This is a genomic window from Psychrobacter sp. 1U2 (assembly GCF_051847575.1).
Map to the genome: position 1 here is coordinate 1 of NZ_JBPYDC010000583.1, position 959 is coordinate 959.

General features: G+C 44.9%; 2 protein-coding genes. Both read left to right on the top strand.

Annotated features, from left to right (window positions below; genetic code table 11):
- A partial coding sequence (locus tag ACS8FD_RS17425) for a metal-dependent hydrolase (protein ID WP_439276775.1) occupies nt 1–491 on the top strand: 491 nt, incomplete at its 5' end.
- Nucleotides 492–550: 59 nt separating this feature from the next.
- The coding region (locus ACS8FD_RS17430; protein WP_439276776.1) for a YchJ family protein at nt 551–959 on the top strand (409 nt) is incomplete at its 3' end.

A 959-nucleotide genomic window follows, 5' to 3' on the forward strand; every position in this document is an offset into this window, starting at 1 on the left:
GGCGCAGTGAGCTAAGTTTACTTGCCCTGATGGCGTTATGGCTGGCAGGCTATGGTTTTATGCGTTATGTGGTATTTCATATTTTTACCAATATGACGGTGCACCGCGGTGTCATCCATTCTGTCCCTTATATGGCGATAATGGGACTTGGGATGACTTGTCTGAGCTATTATGGATTACAGATGCCGCTGACCGCCAGCTGGTTTTATGGGCTGTTTTTATTCGGCGGTGCAATGGTGCATTTGACACTGGATGAGCTGTATAGCGTCAATTTATCCAATATGAAAATGAAACGCTCATCGGGCACGGCCATGAAGTTTTATCAACACAAAGACAAATGGTGGTATCTGCTACTGTACGCTATTCTTTTGCTCTTGATATATATAGCGCCGCCTTTTGAGATTTTTTGGTCGCGGTTAAGTGACCCATCAGCATGGGCACAGCTAAGAGTTGGTATATTGCCAGAATTAGTAAAAAGTATGCTGCAATAAAGTTATCATAAGACCATTAAGCCTAAACGAATAAGCCCAAACGAAAATTAGAGTAAAACATGCAGACCTCCCTACATCCTTGCCCTTGCCAAACCAATCCAACAGCAGAGACGACAGACGCTCTATTATCCTATCAAGACTGCTGCCAGCCTTATCATGATGCTTTTTATAATGACAACGTTGATAAAATAGATAGTATAAGAGCGGAGTCAGCGCAGCGTCTGATGCGCACGCGTTATAGCGCTTTTGTGCTCATCAAGCCAGAATATATTGCCAAAACCACCCTGCCCGCGCAGCAAAGCTTGCTTGATATCAAGGCGATTGAGACATGGGCCACCGAGACCGATTGGGCAGGACTAGAAATCGTAGAACACACGCCAAAGCTTGGCAAACGTCATGCGCAGGTCGAGTTTAAAGCATTTTATATTAAGCCAGACGGAGAACAAGCAGCACACCATGAGCTATCTG